Genomic DNA, 21,904 nt, shown 5'->3' with positions numbered 1-21,904 from the left:
CAGGTTGAATGGATTCAGCAACCTCAGTCTGGCCTCAGATCTGGTCGCTATCCACTCCCCATGGAATCTTCGACGAGACCCCCGTCCAGTTGATCGGCGAGGTACGCCAGCCGGTCCCGGCCCAACCGGGACAGCGCGAGCGCTACGATTACGAGTATCGCCGTAACGGCACCGTCAATCTCTTCGTTGCCTTCGACCCGCATCGGGGCTGGCGCAACGTCAAGGTCACCGACCGCCGCGCCGCCGTGGACTACGCCCACTGCATGCGTGAACTCGTCGACGTCCATTATCCCGACGCCGCCTGCATCCGTGTCGTGCAGGACAATCTGTCGATCCATAAGCCTGGAGCGCTGTATGAGGCCTTCGCGCCCGCCGAGGCCAGACGCATCCTGCGCCGCCTCGAATTCCACTACACCTCCAAGCACGCCAGTTGGCTCAACATGGTCGAATGCGAGATCAGCGTGCTTCAGCGCCAGTGTCTCGGCCGCCGCATCGACAACCCCAAGAAGCTCCGAAACGAGATCGCAGCATGGCAACGGCCGCGAAACAAAACCAGAGCCCGCATCAAATGGATGTTCACAACCGACAAAGCCCGCGCCAAACTCAGCCGCGCCTATCCAGCAACCTCCAAAGAGTCAAAATCACTGTGATGAACCACAGTGATGACCCGACGAGCGAAATGAAAATCAGGATCGGATTGCAACTGTGCGCGAGCGAAATCGATCAGCGTGTCCTTGCCCGCAACGCTGGGGCCAACAACGAGAACCAGGTGGCCGCGCGCAGAGGTCATCGGCTCATGCCGCCTCCTTGAGGCGGGGCGGCTCCCCAAGGTAAACTGGGACCGCACGACAAATCCGCGCTAGAACTGAACAACGAGGGAAGGAGCATCGATGGTGTAGTCTTCGAAGGGCAACGGGCCGAAGACCGCATCCAACTCTCTCTGCAAGTCGGGCCAGCTTTCGGGCGGAAACGCGATCGGTCAGGGTCATGTGCAAGCGGAAGCGATCGAAGACGCAAGGATAACCCCATCGCACGAGATGGGTCGTCTCAGTCTCGTCGATTGGGCTGCGCAAATGCCGCTGAAACTCGCCCTGGCTCAGGGGGTCCCGGAAGCGCTCGAACTCCTCGACGATGTGCGAGGCAAATCCGAGCAAAGTAGGAATCGGATTTGTAGGGACCAGTGCGAAGAAGCCGCCCGGCAGGTCCACATGGATCTGGGTCCTCGGGGTAGATTTGTGAGAGGGATCGTCGCATTCTCTCAGCTAGATCTGAGCCAACCGACCTGCCAGTCGAGATAGAGACGTTCGCAAGCTACGGGGCTTAGCTGTCGATAGGCTGACGAGTTTCATACAAAAAGCGCACCGCTTGCCAACAGCTGCAGCTTAGAGGATCGGCCGCAATCGGGACAAAAAGAACCTCGCCAAGCTTCGGCACGGGCTATGCTGGTCTATCAGGATGTTCCTGATCTCGGCCCACACGAATGCTCGTCCTTCATTGATCCGGCCCTGAAACGAGCCGTCGTCCGCGATACGTTCCTTTAACGGACGGCTAGCTTAATCCACTCGGCACGCACGAGTGAAGCAGCTTCCACCGTGTTTAGCGCGACGTTCTCATTGCGTACTCCGGGAATCTCGGAGGTCGTTTCCGCGAGGCGCTTGAGATCGTCCGCCCGAGGAAATCAAGCTGCAGCAATTTCACTGCAGCAGCCACCTGATCACCAAGCGCGAGACGATCCCCGCGTCCTCGACCGGTACACACAAGCGCAACCGGCCTCGCCACGACCGCCGCAAGAAAGGACTTGATGTCTACGTAGCGTCAGATTGTACGGTCTGAAGCATACAGCCAGCCACTCACTCACTCAGAGGCTTCATGATCGCGAGCAAAGGTTTCCATGTCTCGAGTTCTAGGGTGCGCGAGAATCTGTTGCTGCGGAACTCGAAGCCGCTCGTAGCGAATGTGGGGCTGTGGAATGAAGAATTGAAGCTGGACCAGGATGTGCAGTTCAAGATCAAATCCGGGCGTCCCGGTAGCCAATGGGACGAGCCCAACGTTGTTGCCTTCCGACGGGGCAAATTTCTGTCTTTCCCTGTATTCGGTATATTTTGAGTGCAAAGTTGCTAAGCGGTCGCATGATTGCGCTTTTGGCGCGCGCGTGGCCACCTGTTGGCTAGGTGTGAGTAATGCGCGAACTCGGAGTGGCGCGCGACGACCGTGCTCTTGTTCCGGTTGCCGATCTTGCCAATCGGCTTTCTGAAGCTGGAATGTTTGTGGTCAGTGCACTGGAGTCTAGCTCTGAGGCAGCTATGAAGATTCATTTCATCTAGGGAGCGTGGTGTGGAGCCCAGCCATAACGATCCGAACTATTGGATGCGGTGGTACGCTGAGCAGCAAGAGCTGCAGCGTGCGCGGCAAGAGTCGGACAACGAGCCTGCGGGTCAAATCGGCTTTGAGCAGCAGTTGGACAGGCTGCAACTCGGCTCCCGGGAGGAGATATCCGCTGACCCTAGTTCGCCCGACACTCGAGCCGCAGAGGCGCATGGAAGTATCCGGCATACTGACGTTGGTGGTTCGATGCGGATGCCGCGCCGATCCAACCTGCAGGACAATTCGTTCAGTAGCACGCGGTTCAGTGTCGATATTCCGCGCGCTCCCCTTGGCCCGGCTGCAAAGGATTCACAGTCTGACTTGCGGGACAGGCCATTCAGTAGCATGCGCTACACAGCGCCATCGGAAGCGCAACCTGCGACGCGGACCAAGGACGGCAAGCCCCGTGGACTGTTCTCTCGTGTCAAATCAGGGCTCGGCAAAGCTTTCAGGAAGAGTCGTCGCGAAAAGTGGTCAGACGGCTCGGCGCCGGATATGTATCCAGAGGTTCGCATGGATTTCGTCAAGCGCGACCGTGCCAAGGCGGGCGTCGGCCTTGAGGATTTCAGGGAAACTGCGCGCCGCACGTCCTCGGCGGTGCCGGAGGCCGCCACGCCTGAGCCCGTTCGTCACGGCAGCACCGCCTCCCGCATGTTGCCGGTTACGCAAGGCGCCTGGGCAGACGCCGCGCCAACCGCGGAACAGCTTACGGAGTGCGAGCGAGGTCTGCGCCATGATGAGATCGAGCAACTCCGTCAGCTGCGTCGGTATCAGCGCGAGCAACTGCGCCTTGCTGTGCAACCCGACCTTCCACGGGAACATCACGTGCGGCATCCTCGAGCGTGCATAGAAATGGCCCGCGACAACGTGTTGGCAGACCGCAATGGCTACGGCTGGGCGCTGCCATTTCTCGATCGCGGTGCGACGCCAGAGAAGAACGCAGGATGGCTTAACAGGTACTTCCAGATGTTGGGGCGCTCCGCCACTTCTCCACAAAGCGATCAGTATCGACCGGATCTGGAACGCTGCACGGACTTGGCCGCGCACTACTTGGTCAAGACCGACTGGTTCGTAGACGCCCCGCTGCACCAACTCGTGCACCTGGGTAGCCAGCTTGGCAAGCACCCGGGCAGAGCCACGTGCATGCAGGCCGTAGCTTGGCTCGCCGGTGAGGTGCTGGAACACGACAGCCTGCCGGAGCTGAGTGGCAAGAACCTGGCATTGCTTGCGAACGCTCTGTCGAAGAACACCCGCAGCTATCGCTGCGAACAAGCCGTCGCTCGGCTGGGACGCGTGCTGCTGCGTGAGCGGCTGGACCGGGACCTAACGGCTCAAGGGGCCAGCCTAGTGCTCAACGCAATGAGCAAGTGGTCTGGCAATCCAGACTGCCACAGCGCTGGCGAACGTCTCGCCGGGCGAATCGCGCACGATGCCGCCTTGATCTGGGAGATGGTGGCTCAAGCGGTCGCCATCTCGCTCAACGCAGTGAGCAAGTGGCCCGACAGTCCTGCCTGTCAGAACGCCAGCGAACGTCTGGCTGAACGAATCGCAAACGATGCAGGCTTGGTGCGGGACATGGACGCACAAAATGTTGCTAACTCGCTCAACGCGCTGAGCAAGTGGCCCGGCAGCCCCGCTTGCCGAAGTGCCGGCGAGTGCTTGGGCGAACGGGTCGCGAGCGACGAGGCGTTGCTGCAGGAGATGAACGCCGAAGCGGTTGCCAGCGCGTTCAACGCCGTGAGCAAGTGGCTGGATAGCCCCGTCTTCCAGATGACTGTCAGACGCATGGCCGAGCGAATCGCCAATGACGCGCTCCTGGTCGAGGACATGGATGAACGACATCTCGCCAACTTGCTCAACGCACTGAGCAAGTCGCCCGAGAATCGTTCGTGCAGGAAGGCGGGCAGGCGCTTAGCCGAACGGATCACGCGCGACGACACGTTGCTGCACGAGATGAACGCGCGAAGTGTCGCCCACTCACTCAACGCGCTGAGCAAGTGGTCCGACAGCCGGATCTGCCGGGACGCGGCCCAGTGCCTGGCCAAGCGAATCGCAGTCGATGCGACCTTGGTCGACGATATGGACGCACAAAATGTCGCCAACACGCTCAACGCGCTGAGCAAGTGGCCCGACAACGAAGTGTGCCGGGACGCAACTGAACGTCTGGCCGAACGGGTCGTGAGCGAGGACACGTTGCTGCCGGAAATGAAGGCGCAAGAAGTCGCCATGTCGCTCAACGCACTGTGCGGGTCGCCCCATGCGCCAGACTGGCGCTGGGCATCGATCGCGCTGGCTGATCGGGCGGGTGGGCCCGACCTTCCCTGGCGCGATTTCGACATGGCCACGCTTGCGCGGGTCGGCAACGCCTTGTCGCACCTATCCCACTCAGCAGTGGATGCGGAGGACGAGGCGGAGATTCAAGCGCTCGCGCGCGCGAAGCTTCAGGGGCTGGCCGCGCACCTCGACCTGCATCGAGATCACTTCGGGACGGCGCAGGCCCAGGACATCGCCATGATCTTCAAGGCGATGGTCATTGAACAACTGCAACGCGACATGCGGCCGCTGGCCAGGCCGGCCTTGAACAGGGTGGCAAACCTGTGCCGCGAAACGCACTTGCGCGAGACGGATCTTGAATCGGTGGGCAACCTATGCCTGGGCTTGCTGCCCTTGGCCCGCAGCCAAGACCTCTCGCGTCATCACCGCCTGGCACTGTCCGTCTTCGATCAGATGCAGCCGATCGTCGCGCGCAAGATCGATCGCTTTCTGCAGGGACAGCAAGCCGATGACGCGGCCACTGTTGCGAGCGCTGCGCCCGCCGACGAGCAGCACACCACGCGCTGCCCGGCACTGACGTTCTATCAGGTGCTCAAGGCCTACGCAGTGGTGAGCAGGCAGTGGAAGCCGCGCAATGTCGAGGGGCAGCGCTCGGCCGTGCGAGCTCGCCGCGACCAACTGGCCACTTGGGTCACGGAGACGCTCGGGCGCACACGCGAGGTGATCGAGTCGGACCTCGGGCAGATGAGCTGGAACCTCATCGCGCAGATCGAAGCCGGCGATGAAGTGTTGGACGCGCTGGACTTGCACATGCTCGCGCACTTCGAGCAGCTCACGCAAAGCCATGCGCCCTCCGAGTTCAGCGTGCAGGAGGTGCATCAAGGCATGCAAACGCAGCCCGGCCTACTCCAGCCGCTGGCCCCTGGCGCAGGCGACGCCAGGCACGTCGTGGTGGACATGCAGGGAAAGATGCTCAAGAGCAACATGGACAACGAGAGCAAGCCGTACTCCCTGTTTGCGCGCCTGACCGGTCTGCCCTTGGTGGAGGTGCAACTGCCTGGTTCGTTGTCCGCGTTCATGCTGGCGCGCACCTTCAATTTCCTGGGCGAGCCGTGGCGCTTCGATCTGTTCGGCGGCAGCCGCTTGAGCCGAGCGGGCCATCAACGGGCGTCCGGCATCCTGTCCGGCGGCACGGCGGCGGCGTCGCTGCTGCCGGCGGTTCGCTATGCCGACACGGCCCCCGGCAGCGCTTTGATGCAGCTAGCCGCAAAGCTCGCGCCGCAGCGCGAGGACTGGTCGCGCATGCAACGCGCGCTGCTGGAGATGGTGCCGGTCGACCACGTCGTCGAGGGCACGCTGCGCATGGGCTTCATCGACGACGTGCCAGGGCCGCAGCACCCGTTCAAGCTGGCCGGACCAGGCGGCCAGTACATCGCCCTGTGCCCCAATGACGGCTGCGGCTTCCTCAAGTTCGAGGTGGCCATGCGCATTCCCGCGGTCCGCAAGCACTACGAGGCATGGGTGGCAGTGCGCCGAGGTCGTGCCAGCGAAGAGCAAAGCAAGCTCATAGCCGAAGAGAGCGAGCTCAAAAGGCTGGCACCGCAGGCACTACAGCACTTCCCATACGACGTGGAAGCTATCGCGGAAGCGCATCAAGCTATGCAACGCCGCCTGCACAACCTGGCCCGGCAGCAAGCAACTTCTGCTGCCGGACAGCCGCGCCTCGGCGTCGATGCAACGATGCTCTATGACCTGACCGTCAGCGGTGGCTATGCGGGGCAGAAGATACGTGCCGTGCCGTCCGCTGACAACAAGGTGCATCTGCCGCGCCAGCGCAGCGACGCCTTCGACCGTGCAGGCGGCGCGCTGCTGCTCGGCAAGCCGCCCTACGACAAGGAAAACCTGCTGCCGGTGCACGAGGACCGAGTCGCCACCACAGCCCAAGGGGATGCAACAGCTGAATTCCTGTCGAGGTGCTTTGCCATCCAGTACAGCTACACCGGCTTCAACGACGACTCGGGCGAGGATGCCGAGATGCTGCACAGCAAGGGCATGCTCATCATCCCGCCCAGGGGGTGCTGGTCGCCCGCGCACGAGAACATGGACCTGGTGTGCTCGAAGGAGGACCTGAAGACCTTGTCGCGCTGGATCGCCGGGCGAGACCGCGCCGCCGCCCCGAGCAACATGGTGAGCACCGGCAGCCTGCGCGTCAAGGAGATCGTGCAGCCCGGTCGGCTGGGAGCGTTGCCGATCAATGAACTGCGCAAGCGCAACATGGATTGCGACGGCGATGATGCCTTCATGTATGCGGGTTACCCAAAGCTGGCGACGCTGATCGCGCGCGTGATGGACGAGCGCGCCGCGCGGCGCGGCCAGCCCCGTTCCTTCAAGCCGCCGAAGACGGCCACGCCGGCATTCGACGCTGACAGCGGGCACTATCGGCCGGGGCGTGCGCCCGAGATCCTGGCCGAGCAGCGCGGACGCAGGCTCATGGGCACGGCCAGCACCCTGGCAACGCGCTTCCTCTCGCAGCCCGACGACCTGCGCGAGGCGATGGCGCACGCCATGATGTTCGGCACGTACGACGGCGTCGAACGTTCGTTGCGAAACGGCCTGAGCGCCGTTCTCGAGAGTACACAGCCCGACCCGCAGGCCCTGCATTCATTGGCGATGCAGGCGTACCAGGCGATCGGCCGCGCGCACATGCCCGACGCGCGAGAGGCGGCTATGCTGCTGTATGGGGAGGTCTTGCGGCATCACCAGGCCTCGGGGCAGCCGACGGCATCGGGGCCTGCCGAGCTTTCCGCAGCGCTGGCCCAACGATTCCCGGACTTGGCACAGGCCTACGTCCAGGCCGTCGACGTCCCGGCACGCATCCACGCCATCCTGGACAACTACCCGGTCTGCCGGCTGTCGCATGAGCGGTTCCCCGATGGACAGCCCGGGCTGGTCCCCGGTGAGCCGGAGCTGACGATGCGCAACCTGTTCACCATCGCAATCAAGGTCGGCACCGACGCGCTGAAGTCCGATACCGGCACCGCGCTATTCTCCAAGGTGATCGAGGCATGCGAACGCCAGGAAACCAGGTTCCCTGATCGAGTACGCAACGTGCCTCATGGCAAGGAGACGGCCCGCGCGATGCGCCACAACCGCTTCGATCCCGACCAGGCCAAGTCCGTGTTACAGCGCATGCCGACCATGGCTGCCGGCGTCATGCATAACGCCGTGCAGTCGCTGCAGCAGGCAGGCATGCTGGCCCCGCCGCCAGCACCGGCTGCAGCACGGCTTGGCAAAACACCTCGAGCGCAAGTCGCCCAAGCCGCAGGTGCGCTGTTCGAACGCGCGCAGCAGATGGATCGCGAGATCACGCCGATGCTGCAGCAGATCGTGTCCACCTTAGGGGCTGATCTCGCCGGCCTGGAACACCGGCAGAAATCCAAGGGCTCGCTGCGCACAAAACTCGATTCGCTGATGGCAGCAAAGAACAAGACGCTCGAAGAGGCCGTTGCCGCTGTCAACGATGCCCTGCGATACAGCGTGGTGCTTTCGCCGCAGAACTTCACCGAGGGCTGCCGCCGTATCCTCGCGACGTTGGACCAGCAGGGGCATGCCAGGACGGCGCTGACCAACCACTTCAACAAGAGGAACGAAGCGTTCAGCGCGGTGAGCGTCACCTTGCGCAGCCCGGCCGGGACGCCTTGGGAGATCCAATTTCACACGGCCGAAACCTTCGAGCTGAAGGAGCGCTATCACGATGTTTACAAGCGCGCTCAAGACATGCAGCTGCACGGCGCATCCCTCGAGCAACGACGCGAGGTCACGCGCGAGGCTTGGCTGGCCTTCCGCGACATCTCGATACCGCCTGGATGTGACGAGATCGATGATTGGCAGGAGCACAGCTACGCACACGGCGCTGAATCATGGAACGCGCCGAGTTACCAAGCCAGCGACACGCGACCGACTGGCGCGCAGGACTGGGGTGGCGCAAGCCTTCCCAGCGCTGCCGCCGCATTTGACGTGCCGTCCGCAGCACATCACCAGGCGCCGGGCGCATCGCTGCCTGACTTGCCTGTCGGCCCGTCGAGGTACACGCTCCAAACATTTTTGGGACGATTCAACGCCGACGTGGGACAAGCCAGTGGCCAAGGACTGAATTGCCTTTTGGACACGGTTCTTCAATTTGCCCACAACACGATGCGCCTGGACCACGAAACGCCGCAGACTCGGCAACTTGAACAAGAGGTTCGGTCGTTGCGAAACGGGCTGGTTCAAATGGGCGTAATCGATCCGCATGGCGAGATCGACCTTTACGGCGCTGAGGGCGTCGGGGTCTTGCTGGCGAACCATCTTGGCGTGCGCATTCAAGCCATCGAGGCAGATGCGGCAGATGCGAATGCCAGGCTGACCGTGCATCCTGTCCTGGGTGAACAAGGTCGACTGGTGCACATTCTGCACACGCCGGGGCATTTCCAGCCGCTGTGGCCTCGGCACTAAAAAATGAAAGGCCCAAGCGCCGGCGACGCTTCCTCGTAGCAAAGCGCCAGCGACTGGGTGATCTTGGTCTACCTGATGGCAGCATCATAGGAGTCGCATCGGCGTGCTGCCAGAGGATCGCAGAGAAGAATCCTAACGAAGGCGGTGCACACGCTGATCGTCGCATGCCGGGTGCCGCCCTCGGTCTGCAGAAAGATGCTGGTGGTGGTCAGCGAGGCATGGCCGAAGGTGTCGTGAATGTGCCGCAGAGCCGCGTTTCGAGTGCTCTGGAGCCGCCCGCTATCTTAATGCCCTAAAACAACGCAGTGTCCCGCTTGTGTATAGATAAATGACTATCTTGCATTGACCAATGGAAGTTGCGCGTCTTCACATTGATTGTGCGCGCAAGAATCGGCACGGGCTCAATTTTCACGGCCAGCGTTTAGGTCGCCGAGTTCAGCCAGAAAGATTGTTCCGACATCCACGGCCCGCTGCGCGATCTTTCGGATCGACGTCAACACCATGCGCTACTTCATTCATGACGCGGAGAGAATCGAGAAACTGTTGCGTGCTGGCCGGTGCGAGGCCGCGGCGCTGCAGCTCTCGAGGCATGATGCCGAGACTGGTCGGGCGGGATGGAGAAAAGCGGTTCGGTCGCGAAATCGCGCAGCGCGCGCTCGATCTCGATCCGCTGCTTGACAACGGACATGAGTGGAAACTCGCGGGTGAATTCCTCAACGGTTGGCAAATTCTGACATGGTTGCCAGCTTCATCATCGCGGCCTCAGCGGCACGCTCCTGCTCGACCTCGTCAATGTAAACCTGCACCTGGTCGGTACAGGATCTCGCGAAGCCGCGCACGCTCCTCATTCGAGAGCAAGTCGAACGCATTTGTGGCCTGGATGATGTCAATGGCTGTCCGGACCTGCGATGTCTCGGCTCATGCTGGCCTGTCAGGAACATAATCCCCATGGGTGTCGCGTGTCGTGACAGTGAGAGCGACTCGCCACTGCAGGGAATGCAGCATCTCGTCCCTAATTGACTGATGTCGCGGCCCACACGGCTTTTACGGTACGTACGTCAAGCTGAAGCATGGATATAACTTCCATATTGAAGGTTAGGGCTGGTCAGGTGTTTGCTGCACTGGGCCGGCCTGCCCACCACTCGGTGGTGCGCGAATCGTTGTCGGCGCACTCAAGCCTTGTCAACCCACAAGAGCGAGCATCATAATTACACCATTCTGGTGCAATCATGCTGCGCGCGAGAGCGGCATAGACAGAAGGAATTTCGCGAATGAATGACGACGTCGAACGTGAGATCGCGAAGCATCTAGAGTTCGTCCACGACCTCTCGATCAAGATAGTCGACAGCTCTGACACAGGTCAGAAGGCGGTCACGAGGGCTGCTGGGGTGCTCGCTGCCGTGATTCACAGCGTCGTGGTCGGCGACCAGCGCGAGGAGGTCATCAGCGCAGCGACGGACGCGATACGCAACCACTTAGGCTGCTGGCCGAGCTGGCCGGCATCGGCCCGTCCATGAACTGAGGTGGGGGCCCAATTGTGAAATTCGATGCGCCGATTTCGGGTTCCTGAAATAGTCTTGTGCTTTTTTTGGCCGCCGCCATTTTTGCGGTAGGCCTTGTCTTCTATCGGAAATAATCCGATCAACCGCAGCAAACCATAGAACAGAAGGAAGCTAAGGACCACAGTGCCAATGCCAAGAGCGCAGATGCCGATGTCGCGGGTTCTACTTGGCTGACCAAGGACGCGTCCGGCTTTCTTCACGTTTAGCCTCGTTATTGTCGGCGTTCTTCAAGCTCTCTTGTTTGTCGTCCAACTGAGCTTCATGAAGAAAAGTCTCAAGGACGCCGCCGACGTGGCGAAAGTTGCCAGAGATAGCACCGACCTCGTTTTGAGCGCTGCTCGTGGCCGCTGAGATTTTCGAACCCGCGATCGCGACGCCGACAGGGCCTCTCGCAGTTGGCAGCGAATAATGGTTCGGTTGACTGATCACTTACAAGATATTTCCAGCTCGTCCGGGTCGCGAACCGGTTCTTCTTTTTTCAGCAGCCTTCAAACTTCGTGTTCATTCGCGGCGGTACCGCAACATCGACATCGACATATGCGGTCCTCGAGTAGCATCGTGCTTTGGATACGCTTTGCCGTCGCAGCGCTCGTGATGAGTGCAGAAACCAAAACGTCTCGGTTGGTCGCCTTTGCTGCGATGGCGTTAAGCTTCGGCAGATCGGCGTTACTCGTTGACTTCAGACGTAGGCGAGCACGGAAGTCCCCAAGCTACGCAAAATGTTGTGACTTCAAATCTCGAGTATGGCAGGGCGTCGCCAGCCTGTTGGGTAAAGGTGTTGAACCCCGTCATCACCCGGCCGGTCGCATCGGAAAAGCTGGGTAAAGGAGAGGTCGGTCATCGACGGCAGCGATAGAGAGGGCAGGGATGGTGTGGTCGGCATCAAATCCCGGGCCGACTTTGCGATGCTATCGATCCTGCTCGGAGCGGACACGTCCTCACAGCGCGCTGCGGACGGAATGACGATCAACGACAACAATATGAACAGAGATCTCATATCGATTCCCATGGCTAAAACCTCAGCGGCTATGGACCTTATCGCCCGATACCTGAAGTGGTCGACCATCCTTCGTGTATAAACCCATGCTCGGTTGTCGTGGCGATGGTCATCGTCGCAGCCCACTCGTCTTCACGCGGACCGAAAAGACACAGTATCGGGTCATCCGCGGGTGGATACACGTGGAGAAGCTGGCCTTCAGGGTTGCCGGGCAGGCGATCAAACGGGCGCGCGTGAATGACGAAGCGGGGGGAGGGCGCATAGCCAAAGTTCGTTGCCATTGCGGCGAAAATCGCGCGCTGCACGTGGCCGTTGCCGTCGAGGAAAGGATTCCAAAACCAGCAGAAAGTATGGGTCGGCGCGATGAGCTCGCAGTAATCGTCCGCGCTGCCTTCCCCAAGCAGAGCATGGGTGTTCTTTAGCGGTTCGACCATCCCGCTGAGCCGCCTCGCCGGAAAGACAGAACTCATACTCTGTCCCAAGATCGAGCTGGCTTGCTGCCGACATTCTCCGATCTGCGAGTGCAGTGCCGGGCGTACCGATATAGGTGCCGGCATAGTCGGCGTGAGTGGGCGGCGCGAATGGCGCGAAGAGTTCGCGGTGTAGATCTCGCGGATCGGCCAGGATGACTTGTCGTCGACCTGCATCTGCGACGATCTCGGTTAGAAGCTTGCTGCATCGCGCAGTCATTGCGCTATCGTAATCGCTTGCGGTATGCGCTTGCCAACGCGGTATCGTCGTCATTGGGCCCCCAAAGCGATCCTGCGGCCGGAATGTTGATTGACTCGCAGGCAGGCCATCAGAGTCATGCGCGTCGCACTATCCGTTCGACGCGCAAGCGCTGATAGCCGTGCGCGTGCGCCTCTTGACGAAGTTGCTTCAAGTCGCGAGCCCCGAAAGCTACGGCGGCCTTTAGCGGGCTCGCGAAAATCGCGTAGTAACTCCAGCGGGCGTCGGCGAGGAGAATCGCATTCTGCCGCCGGTCGGTGATCACGATGTCATGAGGATCGCTGGTGTTCCGAAGGCGTGGAGGTGAACCAGTCTGGCCGGCGGTTCGGCTGTGCGCCAGTCAGCTTTACGTCAGGTGCAAGGGATATTCTGCAAGAAATGACAATCCGTGCTGATCGGTTGTGGCGAGTCACATCTCGTCGCCGCAGCGTAAGGAGCTTCGCTCTGAGGTGTCAAAAACAAAGTCGTTGAGGCCGCCGCGGCCGTGCCGTGTTTGCCAAACGCCGACATTGCATTCTCGCTTGCACGGGAGACGGATTTTGAGGGGAATTGACCGATCTGGGATTGTGCCGAGCGGACCAGACACACACGGGGCCCGCGCTGAATCAGATCTTGGCGGTGGAAAAGATGGCGCGACATTCAGTTCTGTCGTGCAGGGCTTACGCCCTGAAAATCGAGATTCGGCGGCGCCCTCAGCTCAAAGGCCGTCTTCGACCAGCGATGTCCTGGGCCGCACGTCAGCCGATTCCTCCGTTGATACGCGTGACGCCCGGCCTGGTTTTCGCTATTTGCCGCATCGCGGCGCGTCAAATTGGGAACAAGGCTCTTCGCGCTCCGGTGCCGAGGGCCGCCCTGCCGATCAGTCCAGGAGTTCAGAGCAAAGTGCTTCTTTCTCGCACAGGCAATCTGCATCCGGCCTGGATCGCGGACCAAAGAGGCGGCGCGTTGACGATGTCGCGGCGCAGAACGTCGGTGGCGGTGGCTCGGAGCGACCTCATAAGCGTCAACGTGGCGCACCAACTCGGCAAGGTGATCCGCCGCGAGCCGGCGGCGAATCGTGGCGCGCCGATCGAGCGCCCGATAGCTCGCAAACAGACGCGCTCTCGCACTGGGAATCGGCGTCTGATCGGGGTGCCGCACCAAAAAGGCGGCGCATGGACGCGCTCGCCACGCAAAGCGCGATCTCGGAGCAACAATATAACGCAGCGCTGGACGCGATTTATCTCGCCCGTGACATTGTTGGATTCTCCCGTGCAGTGGTGGAGCATGACAAGCAGCTGCAGCGGGCGGGCGACAGGATCCACGCAGCCTTCATGCAAAAGGCCGCCGCCCGGTTCAGAAGGCAATTTGTCGCACGCTTCGAGGACGATATCCGCCGCGGGAAATCATGGGGCTATGCCACGGCATGTAACGCGGTGAGTCGCGAGGCCGGAGGTCAGGAAGGTGTCGAGGCTTGCAAGGCAATGGCGGATCGGGTCTCGCGGCTTCGTGGTGCGCTAATGCACGAAGTCGACCCCAAAGCTCTTTCGCTCTTCGCGGTATCATTCGGTCGGCAGCCGCAGTCGAGGACATGCCGCAACGGAACGATCCGAATCGCCGAATTTTGCCGCGACGAAGACAATGCGCTTGGGGCGCTGAATAGTCAAAGTCTGTCGTTGCTGGTGAATGGGTTCAGCAAGTGGCCGCAACGGACGGAAACGCGTGAGGGCACGGAAGCCGTCGCCCGTGAGGTCCGTCGTCGCGCCGACCGCCGCCGGCTCCCTGATTTTGATCACCAGAACCTGGCTAATCTGGTGAACGGGTTCAGCAAATGGCCGCAAGCAGCCGATTGTCGCGACGTTATGGTCGCGCTCGCCGGTGAGGTACTTTACCGCACTCACAGTGACTTCGGGCTCTCTGCTTTTAATCACCAGGACTTGGCGAACCTGGTGAACGGTTTCGTCAAGTGCCCGGAAGAGGAGGTCTTTTGCCAAGCCACAGTCACGATCGCGGGCGAAATCCACCGCCGCGGCCGCCGTGCCCGGCTCTCTGAATTCACTCAGCAGGAACTGGCGAACCTGCTGAACGGGTTCAGCAAATGGCCGGAAGAGGCGGCGTCTCGCCAAGGCGCAGGCGCGATCGCCGGTGAGGTCCTCCGCCGTGACCGCCGTGCCCGGCTCTGTGAATTTAGTCAGCAAGACCTGGCGAGCCTGGTGAACGGCCTCAGCAAATGGCCGGAAGCGGAGTGGTCTCGCCAAGCCACCGGAGCGATCGCCGGTGAGGTCGGTCACCGCGCCGCCCGCGGCGAATTCGGGCTCTCTGATTTTAATCACCAGGACCTGGCGAACTTGGTGAACGGTTTTAGCAAATGGCCGGAAGAGGCGGTCTATCGCCAAGCCACAGTCAGGATCGCCACAGAACTCTCTCGCCGCGCTCGCGAGCAAGGGCTCTCTCATTATACTCCGCAGGAGCTGGCGAACCTGGTGAACGGGTTCAGCAAATGCCCGGACGATGCGGACTATCAGCAAGCCACAGTCGCGATCGCCAGTGAGGTCATTCGACGCCGCGCCCAACCCTCTGACTTTACTCACCAGGATCTGACGAACCTGGTGAATGGTTTCAGCAAGTGGCCACAACAGGCGGACTGTCGCGATGCAACACTCGTGATCGCCGCTGAGGTCTTTCGCCGTGACGACCAGTTCTCGCATCTTACTCCGCAGGCGCTAGCGACATTGGTGAACGGTTTCAGCAAGTGGCCGGAAGAGCCGACGTCTCGTCAAGCCGCAGTTGCGATCGCCGCTGAGGTCAGTCGCCGGGCTCGCAGCGACTTCAGGCTCTCTGATTTTAGTCACCAGGACTTGGCGAACCTGGTGAACGGGTTCAGCAAGTGGTCGGGGGAGGCGGCGTCTCAGCAGGTCACAGTCGCGATAGCAAGCGAGGTCCTTCGCCGTGGCGCCCGGCTCTGTGACTTTACTCACCAGGAGCTGGCTAATCTGGTGAACGGTTTCAGCAAATGGCCGGAAGAGGAATGGTCTCGCCAAGCCACCGGAGCGATCGCGGGTGAGGTCCTTCGCGGTGGCGCCCGGCTCTGTGACTTTACTCACCAGCACCTGGCTAATCTGGTGACCGGTTTCAGCAAGTGGCCGGATGATGCGGTCTGTCGCGACGCCGCGGTCGCAATCGCAGCTGAGGTCTTGCGCCGCGACGACAAGCTTTCTCATCTTACTCACCAGGAACTGGCCAATCTGGTGAACGGTTTCAGCAAGTGGCCGGGAGAGGCGGCGTCTCGCCGAGCCACAGTCGCGATCGCCGATGAGGTCCGTCGCCGCGCCGCTCGGCGCCGGCTCTCTGATTTTAATCACCAGGACATGGTGAACCTGGTAAACGGTTTCAGCAAGTGGCCGGAAGCGCCGGCATCTCAGCAAGCTACAGTCGCAATCGCACACGAGGTCCTCCGCCGCGGCGATCAGCTCTCTGACTTTTCTCATCCGCACCTGGCTAATCTGGTGAACGGTTTCAGCAAGTGGGCGGACCGGGCGGATTGTCGCGAGGCGACAGTCGCAATCGCGGGGGAGATCCGTCGGCGCCAGCTTTCCGATTTTGCTCCGCACGAACTGGCCAATCTGGTAAACGGCTTCAGCAAGTGGCCGGAAGCTGAGGCATCTCAGCAAGCCACAATCGCAATCGCGCAAGAGGTCCTCCGCCGCGATGCCCGGCTCTGTGACTTTACTCACCAGCACCTCGCCAATCTGGTGAACGCCTTCAGTAAGTGTCGGGAAGCGGCGGACTGTCGCGACGCCACGGTCGCAATCGCAGGGGAGGTCGTTCGACGCCAGCTCTCTGACTTTGCTCCGCAGGGATTAGCGAATCTGGTGAACGGTTTCAGCAAATGGCCAGAAGCGGCGGCCTCTCGCCAAGCCACAGTCGCGATCGCCAAAGAGGTCCGTTGCCGCGGCGCCCATCTCTCTGATTTTACCCACCAGCACTTGGCTAATCTGGTGAACGGTTTCAGCAAGTGGCCGGATGAGGCGGATTTTCGCGCGGCGACGGTCGTGATCGCGGGGGAAATCCGTCGGCGCGAGCTCTCTGATTTTACTTACCAGGAGCTGGCCAATCTGGTGAATGGTTTCAGCAAATGGCCGGATCAGACGGGGGCTCAGCTAGCCGCAGTCGCGATCGCGCAGGATGTCCTTCGTCGCGATAACAAGCTTTCTCATTTTACTCGCCAGGAACTGGCCAATCTGGTGAACGGTTTCAGCAAGTGGCCACAACAGGCGGACTGTCGCGAGGCGACAGTCGCAATCGCCGATGAGGTCCGTCGCCGCGGCGCCCGCCTCTCTGATTTTACCCACCAGCAACTCGCTAATCTGGTGAACGGTTTCAGCAAATGGCCGGAAGCGGCGGCCCCTCGCGACGCCAGTTTTGCGATCGCTGGTGAGGTCCTTCGCCGCGCTGAACTCTCTGATTTTACTCCGCAGGGACTGGCGAACCTGGTGAACGGTTTCTGCAAGTGGCCGGAAGAGGTGACATCTCAGCAAGCCACAGTCGCAATTGCCAACGAGGTCCGTCGCCGCCAGCTCTCTGATTTCGCTCCGCAGCAAGTGGCGGCCTTGATGAACGGGTTCAGCAGGTTGCCGGAAGAGGCGGCGTGCCGGCAGTCCACGATGGACATCGCGCGTGGATTGGGCGTGCGAGGGCAGCGGTACGGTGCGTTCACCACGCCTGGGCTGAGCATGCTCGCCAATGCCCTGTCGCGAATGATCATGAACGCAGAAGGCATTGGGGAGATTACGGACGCCGCTCTGCCGAAGGATCGGCTGCACAAGCTCGCGCACTACCTGCACTATGACACTGATCGCCTGGAGCAGGCTGACGTTCTGCACATCACGACGATTTTCAAGGCGCTGGGTAAGGCCCGGCTGTTTGATGATTTCGGTTTGCTCGCACGGCCAGGCTTGAATCGGCTCGCGGAATTGCGTCAAGCCCCTGATTTTGCAACCCAGAACGATCTGGAAACCATGGGTAATCTGTGTGTTGCCCTGTTGCCGCTGGCGCGCAGTCCACAGCGGCCGCTGCGCTGGCACCGCAGGCAGGCCCTCAACGTGCTCAACGACATCCAACCCGTGGTCGAGCACAAGATCGAGGCCCATCTGAACGCAAGCGATGCCGAGCGGACCCGTGGGCCGCTTGCGAGCCGCTGCCCCGCTTTATCGATCTATCAAACGCTCAAGGCCCGCGCGGTCCTGGAGCGATTGTTCAGGTCACCGTATGTCGAGGGCAAGAGGCCCGAGTTACGGATCAGGCAACAAGAGCTGCAGCACGGGACCAGGGAGATCCTGACCGGCGCGCGCGACCTGATTCAAGGCGATCTTTCCAGCATGAGCTGGAACCTGATCGCGCAGATCGAGGCGGACAATCCGGTGGATGCGCTGGACTTGTTCATGGAGCAGGATGCGGCGGCGATCCAGGCGCAACATCCTGCGTCGGTCTTCGATGTGCACCAGGTCTTGCGAGCCATGGACCACGCGCCAAGGTCGCCGCAGGGTGACGCGGGACTGCTGCAGTTGCCGGTGGTGGACATGCAGGGGAGGCCGGTGGCTACCGAGCCGGAGAGACGGTATTCGATTTTTCATCGCCTGACCTCGGGGGCCCTACCCGTGGTCGCGGTGCAGCTGCCAGCAGCTCCGAGCGCCTTCATGCTGGCGCGTACGATGAGCGTCAACGGTGTGCCATACCGCATGGACCTGTTCGGCGGCAGCAAGTTAAAGCCGCAGCGATTGAGCGTGTCTCAGGTGGCGGCCCGCGCTCCGGGCGAGCTTGCAAAGCCTTCCGGGGGAAAGCTGCTGGCGATTCCCTATGCCGAAACCGCACCGGGCACCGCCTTCGAGCGGCTGTCGCGCGCCTGGGCCCCCTTCAAAGAGGCCTATTATTACACGCAGCGCAGGGGGTTTGCGGCGCCCCCGGCGATCAAAGGTCTATCGCCTCACGACTACGCACTGGAAGGCGCCTTCAAACTGGCGCTGCTGCCGGACCGCCCTGCCAATGAGGAGCATCCCTTCAAGCTGAGGGGGCCGGGCGGCCCGATTGCATTGCGACCGCATGACGGCTGCGGCTTCATAAGGGCCTCGCTGGCCAAGCTTATGCCAGCGGTTCGCCGCGCCGGCGAGCAGGAAGGGCCTGACCGACTGCTTGCATATGGTGAGGCAAGGAAATCAGCCCTGCCAGTTTCCGCGCTGCAACATTATCCGCGCAGCGAGCAAGTGGCGGATGAGGCTCGCGAGAAGGCCAGGAGCTGGCTTGAGAGCCGAGAACAGCAAAAGCTGACGTCCGAGGAGCTGTTTCGCACCGTGACTGCGGCAAACATCAATGGTTCGGGCGCAGTCGCCATCCCCTCCGCCGATGGCTGCCTCCACGTGCCGACGCTCAAGAGCGAGACGTTGAGCGGTGGTGGCGTGCTGATCGGGCGATCCCCTTACGACAAGCCCAACCTCCGCCCGTTCGCCCCCGACCAGGTCAGGTCGGCCGCTGATGGGGACTCGACTGCGGCGTTCCTCGATCAGTGCGTGACCATGCAATACAGTTTCAATGTCGCCCAGAAGTCGGGGAAGGAGTTGGCAGCCGACGATCCGACTTTCTTTGCCAAAGGGCTTCTGATCGTCGTGCCGGATGAGATGTGGCCGGCCGACTTCGCCGACCGGGGGCTGGTGATGTCTGCCGAGGACGTCAAGTGCCATTCGAGCTGGACCAGGGGCAAGGACCGCGCGAAGTCGGACACGACGGTCGACTGCGTCGGCATCCTGCAGGCGACTGAATTGTTCGCCCCAGGCTCGGTGGTTGCCGTGCCGCCCAGTGAGCAGAAGAAGCTTGACGGCGACTTCGACGGGGATAGCGTGGTCGTCGTCGGCGACCGGCCGCAGCTCTACGAGCATGTTCGGCAGTTCGATCAAGAGGAGCAAGCTCGCGGAATACGCTCGCTCAAGCCGCCAAAGTCGCATACGCCGGCGATTGAGGACGGTCGCTACAAGTTCGGTCGTGCCAGCCAGATCCTCGCCGCCACGCGGAATGTTCTGGAAATCTATACCGGCCTGCAGCGAGGCTTTCTGGCTCAATCCCATCAAGCGCGGCAGTGGTTTGCCGAGCGTGCCATCTTCGGTACATACGAAGGCATTCACCACGAGCTCAAGCGAGACATCCGCGTCCTGTTGGAGCAGGAGCAGGTCAGTGCTCAGAACGTCCAGGACAAGCTCGAGAAGGCGCGGCGAGAGGTCGAGCTGGCAGACCATCCGGTCGCACGCGAGATCGCCGGGTTGCTCCTCGCCGAGCTCGAGGCGTGGGCCGCGAGGCAGGACGCGCAAGTCCTGCCCGAACAGGTTCCGCTCGAAATAGTCGCCAGCGTGAGCGAGCCACAGCTCGCAATGAGCCAACTGCTCCGCGAGCTGTTCCCCGAACTGGCTGAGACCTATCCGGCAACGGCTCAGCCACGCGACCGCGTCCAGCTTCTTCTCGACCGTTACCCTGCGCGCCTCGACCCGCGGCCGGATGGTTACAATCCGCACGACCTCGTGCAAAGTGCAAGCAATCTCCTGAGCCTCGGCATCAAGGTCGGAACTGACGCCTATAAATCCGACACTGGCGCCCAGATCTTTATGATCAAAAGCGGGTACCTTCAGCGCCTGCTGCAACAGACACCGGGGTTGAAATCGGTGCCGTACACCAAGAGCATAGCCGCTACCCTCCACCAGGGTCGGTTCGAAGTCGATGCGACATTGGAGGATCTCAAGGACAATCCAACGCTGGCGGCCTCAGTCATGCAAGCCTCGGTCAAACTCGCTGCCGAGCGGGGCATTCTGCCTGAACCCTCGGGGCGAGGGCTTGCTGGCGATGATTCCGCCACGACAATCACATTGACTCACGAGCAGGCCGCACAGCGCGCCCAAATGGAGGTTTCCCGCGCTCAAGCCGAAGAGAAGGACGTCACCCAGACGGCAGCCTCGGTTGCCGACGCCCTCAGGAGAGCCGACATCGATGTGAAGATGCCCCACCTCGCTCAGCGTTTGAGATCGGAAAGCTCGCTGACAGACCAACTGATCGGCATGCAGGTCCCGTTTGAGGCCGGCGCCCAGCTGATCAGCAACGCTGTACGCCACGTCTTTGAACTCCCCGACCGGGATTTTACGCGTGCCTTCAGGAAAGCCATTCTCGTCTTCGAAGAGAGCGGCTATGCCGAGGTCAGAACGACCAACTCGTTCAGGACGCGATCGCCGACCTTCGTCGGCATCAAGACCGTGCTCGCTACACCGGGCGGCTACCGCTTCGAGGTGGAGTTCCATACGGCGGACAGCTACAAGGCCAAGATCGACAATCACGACACGTACAAGAAGCTGCAGAAGCTGCAGGAGCTGCAGCAAGGGAGCCGAGAGCCCTTGGATCGGTCCATAGAAGAAGAGCAACTCCTGGAGCGCGTGCGACAGGCCTGCAACAAGGTGGTCATCCCCGACGGAGCCTTAGAGATAACTCACTGGGAAGCCGACGCGGACAATACAGTTGGTGCCAGCCTGGCTCGTCGGGTGCAAGTGACCCCGCCGAGTCGCACGGCGCGCGACCCGATCGCAACAGAGATTTTTGACGCCCTTGACGCGCGACCGATCGTGCTCGTCGGCATGGCGGGCGCCGGGAAATCCAGTATTGGCCGTGCACTCGCTCAACGACTGAGGTTGAAGTTCGTCGATACCGATAAAGAGATCGAAGCGAAGACCGGCAAGTCCATAACCAGGATTTTCGCTGAGGATGGCGAGGCGCATTTCAGGAATCTTGAGGAGAACGAGATCAGGCAGTCGCTCGAACAGGGGCCGGCGGTGATCGCAACCGGTGAGGAAGCGTTCGTGCGTGAGGAAACGCGGCGCTGCATCGGCGAGAAGGCGGTCTCGATCTGGCTCAATACCAACGAGGACGTGATCAAGCGGAACATGAGGCACGACACCAAGCGTCCGATGATGCAAACCGCCGACCAAGATCAAACCATCACAGACCTGATGCACGTGCGCAATCCTATCTATCAGCTTGCCGATCTCACGATTGCCCCGCAGCACCGGCGAGATCTCAAGAGCGCGGATGCTGGCCTGACCGCGCTGCACGCCTACCTTTGCGGTGAGGGCAGGGAGGCCCAAGCTCGCGTCGACCTCGTGGGCGCGGCACCATGATCGCACCGCTCAAGCATGCGAATTCCATCACGATCCATTCCGCGCTCGGCAATCACGCCTGGCCCACATTTTCTCGCACTGCTAATTGACTGGAGGGGGCGCGAGGTTGCGGTGTTGGGCGTTTGCGACGAGCGATAACGCTCGTGGCGCCGCGCGCTGTCGGCGACGCCTCGCAGCCAATCTTCGTCTTCGCCGAGGTCCCCAGCGAGTCGTCCGTGAACAAGCCTCTAAGCGATTGAGCGGGAGTCTGTTTTTCGGATGCGGAGGCATTTGAGATTGCAGGGATTGGGAGCTTGAGAAGCCCA

At 61.4% G+C, this 21,904-nt stretch carries 7 protein-coding genes and 1 pseudogene; 5 read left to right on the top strand and 3 right to left on the bottom strand.

Annotated features, from left to right (window positions below; translation table 11 throughout):
* Window positions 1-62 precede the first annotated feature (62 nt).
* A pseudogene (locus tag QQL28_RS38520) lies at window positions 63-650 on the top strand (IS630 family transposase); the annotation flags it as partial.
* Between the two features lie 144 nt (window positions 651-794).
* Here the strand turns inward: QQL28_RS38520 and QQL28_RS46355 are convergent.
* On the bottom strand, window positions 795-1,262 hold the full coding sequence (locus QQL28_RS46355; protein ID WP_431309716.1) for a DUF1045 domain-containing protein: 468 nt from the start codon (window positions 1,260-1,262) through the stop codon (window positions 795-797).
* 607 nt (window positions 1,263-1,869) lie between these two features.
* Between QQL28_RS46355 and QQL28_RS38510 the strand changes: the two genes are divergently transcribed.
* From QQL28_RS38510 to xopAD, 3 genes are all read left to right on the top strand, one after another.
* On the top strand, window positions 1,870-2,106 hold the full coding sequence (locus QQL28_RS38510) for a hypothetical protein (RefSeq protein ID WP_284274065.1): 237 nt from the start codon (window positions 1,870-1,872) through the stop codon (window positions 2,104-2,106).
* A 74-nt stretch (window positions 2,107-2,180) separates the two neighbouring features.
* Window positions 2,181-2,324, top strand: a complete 144-nt coding sequence (locus tag QQL28_RS38505; protein WP_284274064.1) for a hypothetical protein — start codon at window positions 2,181-2,183, stop codon at window positions 2,322-2,324.
* A gap of 553 nt (window positions 2,325-2,877) precedes the next feature.
* Window positions 2,878-9,132, top strand: coding sequence for a XopAD/skwp family type III secretion system effector (gene xopAD / locus QQL28_RS38500; RefSeq protein WP_284274063.1), 6,255 nt, complete (start codon window positions 2,878-2,880; stop codon window positions 9,130-9,132).
* A gap of 1,405 nt (window positions 9,133-10,537) precedes the next feature.
* Here the strand turns inward: xopAD and QQL28_RS38495 are convergent.
* Window positions 10,538-10,894: a hypothetical protein gene (locus QQL28_RS38495; RefSeq protein WP_284274062.1), complete on the bottom strand. Its 357-nt coding sequence runs from the start codon at window positions 10,892-10,894 to the stop codon at window positions 10,538-10,540.
* A gap of 835 nt (window positions 10,895-11,729) precedes the next feature.
* Window positions 11,730-12,338, bottom strand: a complete 609-nt coding sequence (locus tag QQL28_RS38490) for a hypothetical protein (protein WP_284274061.1) — start codon at window positions 12,336-12,338, stop codon at window positions 11,730-11,732.
* 1,236 nt (window positions 12,339-13,574) lie between these two features.
* On the opposite strand from QQL28_RS38490, the gene QQL28_RS38485 reads away from it, so the two are divergent.
* Window positions 13,575-21,599: a shikimate kinase gene (locus QQL28_RS38485; RefSeq protein ID WP_284274060.1), complete on the top strand. Its 8,025-nt coding sequence runs from the start codon at window positions 13,575-13,577 to the stop codon at window positions 21,597-21,599.
* Window positions 21,600-21,904 lie beyond the last annotated feature (305 nt).

The sequence above is a fragment of the Bradyrhizobium iriomotense genome (genome assembly GCF_030160715.1).
GTDB lineage: Bacteria > Pseudomonadota > Alphaproteobacteria > Rhizobiales > Xanthobacteraceae > Bradyrhizobium > Bradyrhizobium iriomotense.
This window is presented reverse-complemented; position numbering and strand designations above follow the sequence as displayed.

Excerpts from the sequence above, each read along its gene's own strand:
- QQL28_RS38505 (WP_284274064.1), top strand. The coding sequence starts at position 2,181 with ATGCGCGAACTCGGAGTGGCGCGCGACGACCGTGCTCTTGTTCCGGTT.
- xopAD (WP_284274063.1), top strand. The coding sequence starts at position 2,878 with ATGGATTTCGTCAAGCGCGACCGTGCCAAGGCGGGCGTCGGCCTTGAG.
- QQL28_RS38485 (WP_284274060.1), top strand. The coding sequence starts at position 13,575 with ATGGACGCGCTCGCCACGCAAAGCGCGATCTCGGAGCAACAATATAAC.
- QQL28_RS38510 (WP_284274065.1), top strand. The coding sequence starts at position 1,870 with ATGATCGCGAGCAAAGGTTTCCATGTCTCGAGTTCTAGGGTGCGCGAG.
- QQL28_RS38490 (WP_284274061.1), bottom strand. The coding sequence starts at position 12,338 with ATGCAGGTCGACGACAAGTCATCCTGGCCGATCCGCGAGATCTACACC.